We start from the raw sequence: 7,971 nt of genomic DNA on the forward strand, positions 1-7,971 counted from the left end.
TCGCAATGTGCCAGAACGGGGCTGCTATTGAGCGCCACCTTGCGAGAGGAGACGTCCGACATGCAGGTTGGAGCGCATTTCGTGAAACCGGTGTCACTCAAAGCGCTCTAACTTCTTTATTTGACGCGCATTTTTGTCCGAAAACCGGTTCCCACTTTTCAGAATGCGCTCTAGCGTGCCAATACTACCGAGCTTTCTTGCTGGCGTATGGGAACGCTCCAGTAGTTCTTGAGGAGCCGCTCCTTCTCCGCCGCCGAGACGAGGCGAAAACCGTTTCGCGCGTAAAAGCGGATAGCCCACTCGGCCGCTGCCCAAGTGCCGACCAACAACGGTTCCGTGGTCTGGCCTGCGAGCTTGGTCAGAAGCGCGCTGCCGATACCTCGACCCTGACGAGTCGGCCGCACATATGCGTGGCGGATCAGGGTCGCGTCCCCCACCTTCTGCAAACCCATGACACCGACCAACGTGTTCGCCTCGTCCCAGCCCCAGAATGCGACCCCGGCGGCGATCTCGGCGATCAATTCGGATCGCGTCATGTAAGGCTCGTGCCAGCAATCCGTCGGGATGACGCCTCGGTAAGCCTGGGCAGCCTCATTGATGATGGCGCATATAGCGGCAACATCGGCGTTGGTACAGCGACGGATCATTGCACTTCCTTCTGACGGGGCGCACCAACGCCGAGTGACTTGTCCATGGCGAGGGCCGCACGAGACAAAGTAGCACGTCCGTTCAGCGTCATATCCGGCTGTACTGGCGCGGCCCGAGTCAGGTCCGCTCGGCGGCCGCAAGTTGACGATCTCTGACCTTTGGCGCGAGGAAGCGCCGGTGCGGGTAAATGGCATACACTTGAAGCTCCGGGAGAACTTTCCAATCGAGCAGAACAGGCTCAATCCTGCCTGCAACGAGGTCGGCGCGCGGCAAACCGCCCGGCGCGCGGGGAAGGTGCACCCGGTGGGGCATTGTCAAAATGACGGCGGCGTTGATAGCCAAATTGCCTCGACGGTGTCATCGCCGACATTGCGCCAGCAATGTGGCAGGCCCGCATTGAAATAGATGCTGTCGCCGGCGGTCAGTTCGTGATGCATGCCGCCAATTTCGATCTCGAGTTTGCCTTTCAGCACCACGACGCCATCCTCGCCTTCGTGCACGAAGGCAGGCCCGCTTTCGGCGCCTGGAGGCGCTGTCAGCCAGAGTAAGGACGCCCGGCGCCGCAGGTCAGGCGTCAATAACTCATATTCGATGTTCGAGCCGGGGAAGCTGATCCGCTTACGTCGATTCTTTCGAACAACGCCGATCGCGGACAGCCCGCCTCCGTTCTCGCCGCCGAACATCAGCTTGCCGGCAGGGATCTCCAATAGGTCTGCAATTCGTTTGAGCGTGCTGACGGAGGGCGTCAGAATATTGCGTTCGACCTGACTGAGATAACTGATCGAAAGACGTGCCTTTTTGGCCAGTTGTTGGAGCGTCAGGCCGGATTTCTTACGGCTTTCGCGGATTGTCAGGCCCAGTGAACGAAGCCCGGTCGGCGGCGGGAGTGTGTCGCCACTACCCGCAACGTCCATGGGACGGGTTCTGCGCTGAGATGTCGCCGGTTTCATAAATGGTATTGGACTCCACGGTTCGATTAATGAATGAACAGGGTTCTCACGTCGGCGCAAGCTCCGCGCCCATGAATATCCGCCGCAGCACATCGTCCTCGGCAAGCGAGTCCGAAGGTCCGCTGATTACCACGCGCCCGGTTCTGAGGATATAGGCGCGCCGGCTCATTCGTAGCGCTTCCTTGACGTTCTGTTCGATCAACAGAATGCTTACCCCTGACTGATTTGTTGTGCGCAACGCGCGCTCCACGTCAGAGCGCAATCGCGGCGACAGTCCGATAAAGGGCTCGTCTACCAGCAGCAGGCGGGGTTTCGACATCAATCCGCGTGCGATAGCGCACATCTGTTGCTCGCCGCCGGAAAGGCTACCTGCAACCTGATGTTGCCGCTCGGCTAGTCGAGGGAACAAGGCGAAAGCCTGCTCCAGACCTTCTTTGACGCTTGCTCGTGCGGCCCCGGGACCTGCGCCCAGAATCAGGTTTTCGAGCACCGTCATTTGTGGGAACAGCCGATGGCGCTCGAGGACATGTGCCATTCCCAGGCCAACGGTACGGTAGGGGGGAACCTTCTGGATCTCCTGCCCGTCGAACACGATGGTACCGCTTTCCAGCGCTACCAGGCGAGAAATGCCGTTCATGAGCGTGCTCTTGCCCGAGCCGTTGGGGCCAAGCAGGGCGACGATCTCTCCGCGCTCGACCGATATCGAGACGTCCCACAGCGCGCGGACACCGTCATAGGCAACGGATATGCCCTTGGCTTCAAGCAGCATCATCGGCTCCGTCATCGCCGAGATAGGCTCTCACGACCAAGGGATCGTGTGTCACCGACTCGGGAGTGCCCTCAGCGATGATCGAGCCCAGATTCATGGCAATCAGGCGGTCGGCCAGCCGCGTGACCGCGCCGAGATTGTGCTCGATCACGAGGATCGTCACGCCAGCCTCGCGGATCGACCGCAGAAGCGCAATCAATCCTTCGATCGCCGCGATATCGACGCCGCCAAATGGCTCATCGAGCAGGATCATCCGAGGCTCCACCGCCAAGAGGCGCGCAATCTCAAGCCGTTTGCGCTGCCCGGTGCTGGCCCCGCGAGCAGGCAGATCGCACTGGTCGGCAAGCTCCGCCAGTCCCAACTTTTGCTCCGCGACACGCCAGGCCTTGCGCTTGTCGTTGGTTCCGGCAAAGGCAGCCGTCGCGACATTCTCCAGAAAGGTCATCGACCCGAAGGGGCGCGATGTCTGGAAGGTCTTGACGATGCCCAGGCGGGCGATTCGCTCGGCGGGCATGCCGTCGATGCGCCGGTCCTCGAACCAGATCCGGCCCGTGGTCGGTCTGATCATTCCAGCAATCATATTAAAGAGGGTCGACTTCCCGGCACCGTTTGGACCGATGATGCCGAGGATTTGGCCGGCGGGCTGACTGAAGCTCACATCATTGACCGCGACCAGCCCGCCGAACCTCCGGCTTACTTGCTCGATCCTGAGATAATCGACCATCCAGGCGTCCCCAAAACTATTCGACCGCGGTGACGGTTATCGCCTCGCCGCCCTCTCGCCAGATCCGTTCGCCCAGCTCCTCGATCAGCTCAAACTGGATTTGATCGATGCGGGCAATGACGTTGACCGGGCAGTCGCCGCGCCATTCGCGCACGATCTCGTTGCCGTAGAAGAGACCGATCGCTTCAAATCCGGTGTAATCGTATGCGTCCTTCCACTCGCAGAAATAGATGACATCGCCCTTTGCGGCGCGAATGCTCTGGTTCTCGCGCGGCGGCTTTTTCCGGAGGCTGACAGGCAGAAAGATTTCGCGACCGGACCAGCGCGCCTGGTAGACCGAGGTCTTTATGGGAAGGGCGGCGGCAATCGCCCGCATGGTTGCCGGCACGCGCCGGTCCAGGAACTCGGCGATGAGCTGTCCGCCGCCGGCAAAGTCGAAGGCGAGTTTCATACGGTGCTCTCCAACGGCTTTGTGCTGCTTTCGTCATCCGGCTTCGATTTGGACCTGAAGAGACGGCTTGCTCGTTTCCATAAATCGCGAGCCGCCGGCGCCGTGAGGATGCTGACCACGCCGTTCGGCCGGTAAACGGCAATGGCCATGATCAGAAACCCAAAGATCAACAGGTCGACGTTTCGGCCGCTGCCGGAAAACATTACACGCGAATATTCCGAAATCGGGATGAGGACAGCCGCACCGATGATCGGTCCGGAGACGGTTCCGACACCTCCGAAGATCGGGATCAACGCGATGACGATCGAGAGCGGCACCGCCAGAACGCTCGGCGGATCGATGAACAGCACGTATTGCGCATAGAAGACTCCGCAAACGCCGACAATGGCGGCGCTCATCGCCATGGCAATGAGCTTGTAGCGCCGGGGCGAGAAGCCGAGGCTGCGCGCCGCCTCCTCGTCGTCGCGGATCGCCTGGAGGATGTAGCCCAACCGCGAACGGCGGAGCCAAGCCACCAGGCCCGTGGCAGCGACGAGCATCGCCAGGGCAACGAAATAGTAACCGGTCTTGTCACGGTGGAACTGGAAGTTGGAGAGGCCCGCCTGCTTCACCGGCAGCGAGATGCCACTGGCGCCGCCGACAAAATCCCAGGAGGCAACGACCTGATAGATGATCTCGGCGACGACCAATGTTGCAATAACGAAATAATGGCCGCGCAGACGGAAGCAGGGGAACCCAATCAATATGCCGAACATCGCAGCGACTGCGGCGCCGGCGGCCATTCCGAGCCAGGGGCTGATGCCGAACTCGAGTAGCAGCAGCGTCGATGTATAGGCGCCGAGCCCGAAGAACATCCCATGGCCGATCGAAGTCTGCCCCGCGAAGCCTCCAAGGATGTTCCATCCATGGCCGAGGACGGCATAAAGAAAAACGATGGTTACCAATCGCAGTTCGAACGGACGGGCGTCCAGCAATTGCGGCAGAAGGATGAGCGCGGACAGCAGGGCGGCAATGGATGCAAAGCCGAGGACACGCCACCTGGTTGCGGTATCGCGGGTCTGTCCGGTCATCAGGCCTTGCCTGCCAGCCCGCGCGGCCAGAGCAACACGACCAGCAAATAGACGAGGAAAACCGGAACGAACTTCAGCTCCGATGATATGAAAAAGCCGGCAAAGACCTGAAGCAGGCCGATCAGAATGCCGGCGAGAAGAGCCCCGTGGATCGAGCCGAAACCCCCGAGTGCCACCGTTACATAGGCCACCAGAACGAAAACGGCGCCGACCCTGGGAAAGACGTAGTAGAAATTCGAGAGCAGCGAGCCGGCAACGCCGACGCATGCCGCGCCCATGCCCCAGGATAGGGCGAACATCCGATCGACATTGATGCCGACCGTCAATGCGGCCTGTCGATCCTGCGCGGCTGCGCGGAGCGACCTGCCGGGCCCGGTGCGAAACACGAACCAGTAGAGCAATGCGGTGGTGGCCGAAGCGCCAATGATCGCCGCAACGTGAGGCAGCGGAACGGTCACCCCGCCGACCACCACGACGCCGGCGAGAATGCTTCCGCTCACCGCATGATAGTCGGCGCCGAGGAAGAACTGCGCTGCGGCCTGCAGGAACACCATAAGCCCGAACGTCGCGAAGATCTGCGCGTGCATCGCGCCGCCCAGCACGTGGCGGATCAGGAGGTAATAGACGGCCACGCCGAACACGAACATTGCCGCCGCCACCACCGGCAAGGTCACGAGCGGGTCGAGTCCCCATGTCGCGAAGACGATATAGGTGGCATACATGGCGATCATGAGAAATTCGCCATGAGCAAAATTGACGACGTCCATAACGCCGTAAATGAGCGTGAGGCCGATCGCGATAAGCGCGAAGATGAAGCCCATGCCGAGGGCGCTCACCAGGAGCTGGATCAGCAGGGTTTGCGACATATCGGCCTCCGCTCATCAGACGCTGCCCGCGCGGTCGCGGCAGCGTCTCACTTCCATTCTGGCCGCGGCCAAACGAGTTCGGCCGATTCCAAGCCGAACGGCCACACGATCCTGGGCGCACCGTCCAGGGTCTGAATGAAGATGCCGCGGGTCAATTCGTTCTGGCCGCTGGCATCGAAGCGAATGCCTTCCCACGGCATGATCGTGTCGTTCTCGCCGAGGTTTGTTTTGGCCAGGGCATCACGGATCTTTTCCGGCTCCGTCGAGCCGGCGCGGTTGATGGCATCGGCCAACGTCATCATGGCTGTGAAGGCACGTGCCGGCGTCCCGTCCATCTCCTTGCCGTAGCGCTCCTTGTAGAGCTTAGCGACCTGAGCGACGACAGGCTTGGTGGCGGAAAGATCCCGCGACCAGTGGTCGCGCACCAGAAAATAGTTCGCGCCGTCGCCGAGCGCATCTCGGAACGCGTTTGATCCGAAGGCAGCCCCAATGGCCAGGATACCCTGCGGATCGAAATTGTATTGTTTGTACGTCTTGGCGAACAGGATCGCCTCGGCGTCGTAGGACGCGTGCAACACGGCATCAGGCTTTGCCGCGATCAGCCGCTGGACCTCGCTCGTTACATCCGACGTGCCCTGTTGATAGGTAATGTCGGTGATGAGCTCGAAATCCGGGTAGTTGGAGACGTATTTGTTGACCGCCTTGGCGAAACTTTCTCCCCAGAGGGTGTTCTCATGCACCAAGGCGACACGGCGGATTTTTGCATCCTTCTTGGCGTCTATCTCCTTCAGGAAGGTGAAGAAATCCTGCGTTTGCGTGTCGGAATTCGGCGTGGTCCGGAAAAACCATTTGAATCCCCGCTCGGTCAGCGCGGTCGCCTCCGATTCGCCCGAGATGTAAGGCACACCCATCCGCTCTGCGACCTGCGATGAGGTCGCCGCGACGGAGCTGTGGAAGGCGCCAACCAGGGCCACGACTTTTTGTTGCTCGATCAGCCGCTCGGCTTCCGCCTGACCGATTTCGGGCGAGCCCTGGTGATCGGCAACGATCAGCTCGATTTTGGCCCCGTTCAGGTTGGGCAGCCCTTCGCTCTTGGCTAATGGCAGATCGATTCCATCATTCTTGTTGTTGATAACGTCGACGGCGAGCTTGATCGCGTTCACCGTGTCCTCGCCGGATTTGGCGACCTGACCGGAAAGGGGATAGAGCGCGCCGATCTTTACGGTTTCCTGCGCCTCGGTGTAGCCGGCGGAGTAGATCGTAACCGCCGTCATTGCCAATCCGGCCAAAAGTATACGTAGCTTCATCTCAAACCTCCCTTGGTTAGACTGCTGCGATCTCAGGGGTTCGACATCCCCATTCTTTGTTGATTTTTTCGTGTCCCGACGGTCATCCCATATATGCTCCGCCATTCACGTTGATGGTCTGGCCAGTGACGTAGCTGGATCCCTCGCCGGCGAGATACAACGCTGCCTCGGTGACCTCGTCGGGGCGGCCCAGCCGGCCCAGCGGCGTCATCGCCTGAACCCGCGCTCGCACCTCCGCCGGCCAAGCGGCAACCATGTCTGTCTCGACACCCGACGGGGAGATGCAGTTGACGCGAATGCCGAGCCCGGCGAAACGACGTGCGAGGGAGCGTGTCAAGCCTTCGATTCCGGCCTTGCAGGCGGCATAGGCGGGACCCGTGGCCACACCGCCGATCTGGCCTGCGATAGAGCCAAGCATGATGATGCTGCCGCCGCCGACGGTGCGCATGGCATCGGCGGCGGCGCGTGCGGCAAAGAAGGGCGCGCGCAGGTCGGCTGCCATGATCCGGTCCCATTCCTCCACCGTGGAATCCCAGGGATCGGACGACGCATCCGTCACGCCGGCATTATTGATCAGTACGTCGAGCCGGCCATGGTCGGATACAACGGTACTCACCATGGCTACCGGCGCATCGGGATCACCGAGTTCGGCGGCCAGCCCGCTGTTCGCCGCGGCAGCCGGCATATCGCTGCGTGCGGCCTCAACGCTTTTCGCGGTCGATCCGGTCCACGCGACGGTGGCGCCGGCTGTCGCGAAAGCATGAACAAAGGCAAGGCCGATCCCCCGCGTTCCCCCGGTGATCAGCACGACCTTGCCGTCGAAGCGCGCCACCCCTGCCTCCTCAGTTGCGAATGACCCCATTCTCGAGCTCGCCGACGCCCTCCAATTCGATGCGCACTTTGTCGCCCTGCTTGAGAAAGATTTGCCGGAATCCGCCGACGCCCACAGGCGTTCCGGTCGCCAGTACGTCGCCGGCCCGGAGTGTCGCGCGGGCGGTCACGAACTCGATCAGTTCCCAGGTCTTGTAGACCATGAGGCTGGTGTCGGCGTCCTGCATGACGGTCCCGTTCAAGGTTGTCTTCAGCTTGATTGCGTGAATGTCGGAAAAGCCGTTGATGCTGGCGATGCCGGGGCCCAACGGAGAGGAGCGGTCGAGCCCTTTGGACGCGAACCAGTCCACGATCG

The 7,971-nt window shown here is 61.2% G+C and carries 11 protein-coding genes; 1 reads left to right on the top strand and 10 read right to left on the bottom strand.

The window, feature by feature from the left end:
• Positions 1-170: 170 nt before the first annotated feature.
• From Q8P46_10315 to Q8P46_10340, 6 genes are all read right to left on the bottom strand, one after another.
• Positions 171-647 (bottom strand): GNAT family N-acetyltransferase, encoded by a 477-nt coding sequence (locus tag Q8P46_10315; GenBank protein ID MDP2620552.1) that lies wholly within the window; start codon positions 645-647, stop codon positions 171-173.
• Positions 648-962: 315 nt separating this feature from the next.
• Positions 963-1,562: a cupin domain-containing protein gene (locus Q8P46_10320; protein ID MDP2620553.1), complete on the bottom strand. Its 600-nt coding sequence runs from the start codon at positions 1,560-1,562 to the stop codon at positions 963-965.
• 82 nt (positions 1,563-1,644) lie between these two features.
• Positions 1,645-2,370, bottom strand: a complete 726-nt coding sequence (locus tag Q8P46_10325) for an ABC transporter ATP-binding protein (GenBank protein MDP2620554.1) — start codon at positions 2,368-2,370, stop codon at positions 1,645-1,647.
• Entirely contained in the window at positions 2,357-3,091 is a 735-nt protein-coding gene (locus tag Q8P46_10330; protein MDP2620555.1) for an ABC transporter ATP-binding protein, read from the bottom strand. Before Q8P46_10330 ends, Q8P46_10325 begins: the two co-directional genes overlap by 14 nt.
• Positions 3,092-3,107: 16 nt before the next feature.
• Positions 3,108-3,542, bottom strand: coding sequence for a DUF3830 family protein (locus Q8P46_10335; GenBank protein MDP2620556.1), 435 nt, complete (start codon positions 3,540-3,542; stop codon positions 3,108-3,110).
• On the bottom strand, positions 3,539-4,516 hold the full coding sequence (locus Q8P46_10340) for a branched-chain amino acid ABC transporter permease (GenBank protein MDP2620557.1): 978 nt from the start codon (positions 4,514-4,516) through the stop codon (positions 3,539-3,541). Before Q8P46_10340 ends, Q8P46_10335 begins: the two co-directional genes overlap by 4 nt.
• On the opposite strand from Q8P46_10340, the gene Q8P46_10345 reads away from it, so the two are divergent.
• Positions 4,400-4,663 (top strand): hypothetical protein, encoded by a 264-nt coding sequence (locus tag Q8P46_10345; protein MDP2620558.1) that lies wholly within the window; start codon positions 4,400-4,402, stop codon positions 4,661-4,663. The genes Q8P46_10340 and Q8P46_10345 overlap by 117 nt on opposite strands.
• Here Q8P46_10345 and Q8P46_10350 read toward each other — a convergent pair.
• From Q8P46_10350 to Q8P46_10365, 4 genes are all read right to left on the bottom strand, one after another.
• Positions 4,612-5,478, bottom strand: coding sequence for a branched-chain amino acid ABC transporter permease (locus tag Q8P46_10350; GenBank protein ID MDP2620559.1), 867 nt, complete (start codon positions 5,476-5,478; stop codon positions 4,612-4,614). The genes Q8P46_10345 and Q8P46_10350 overlap by 52 nt on opposite strands.
• 47 nt (positions 5,479-5,525) lie before the next feature.
• A complete protein-coding gene (locus Q8P46_10355; GenBank protein MDP2620560.1) occupies positions 5,526-6,767 on the bottom strand; it encodes an ABC transporter substrate-binding protein in 1,242 nt (413 codons plus the stop codon).
• Between the two features lie 100 nt (positions 6,768-6,867).
• Positions 6,868-7,617 (bottom strand): SDR family oxidoreductase, encoded by a 750-nt coding sequence (locus Q8P46_10360; GenBank protein ID MDP2620561.1) that lies wholly within the window; start codon positions 7,615-7,617, stop codon positions 6,868-6,870.
• Between the two features lie 10 nt (positions 7,618-7,627).
• Positions 7,628-7,971, bottom strand: a 344-nt coding sequence (locus Q8P46_10365; protein MDP2620562.1) for a fumarylacetoacetate hydrolase family protein, incomplete at its 5' end; no start/stop codon positions are given.

The sequence above is a fragment of the Hyphomicrobiales bacterium genome (assembly GCA_030688605.1).
GTDB lineage: Bacteria > Pseudomonadota > Alphaproteobacteria > Rhizobiales > NORP267 > JAUYJB01.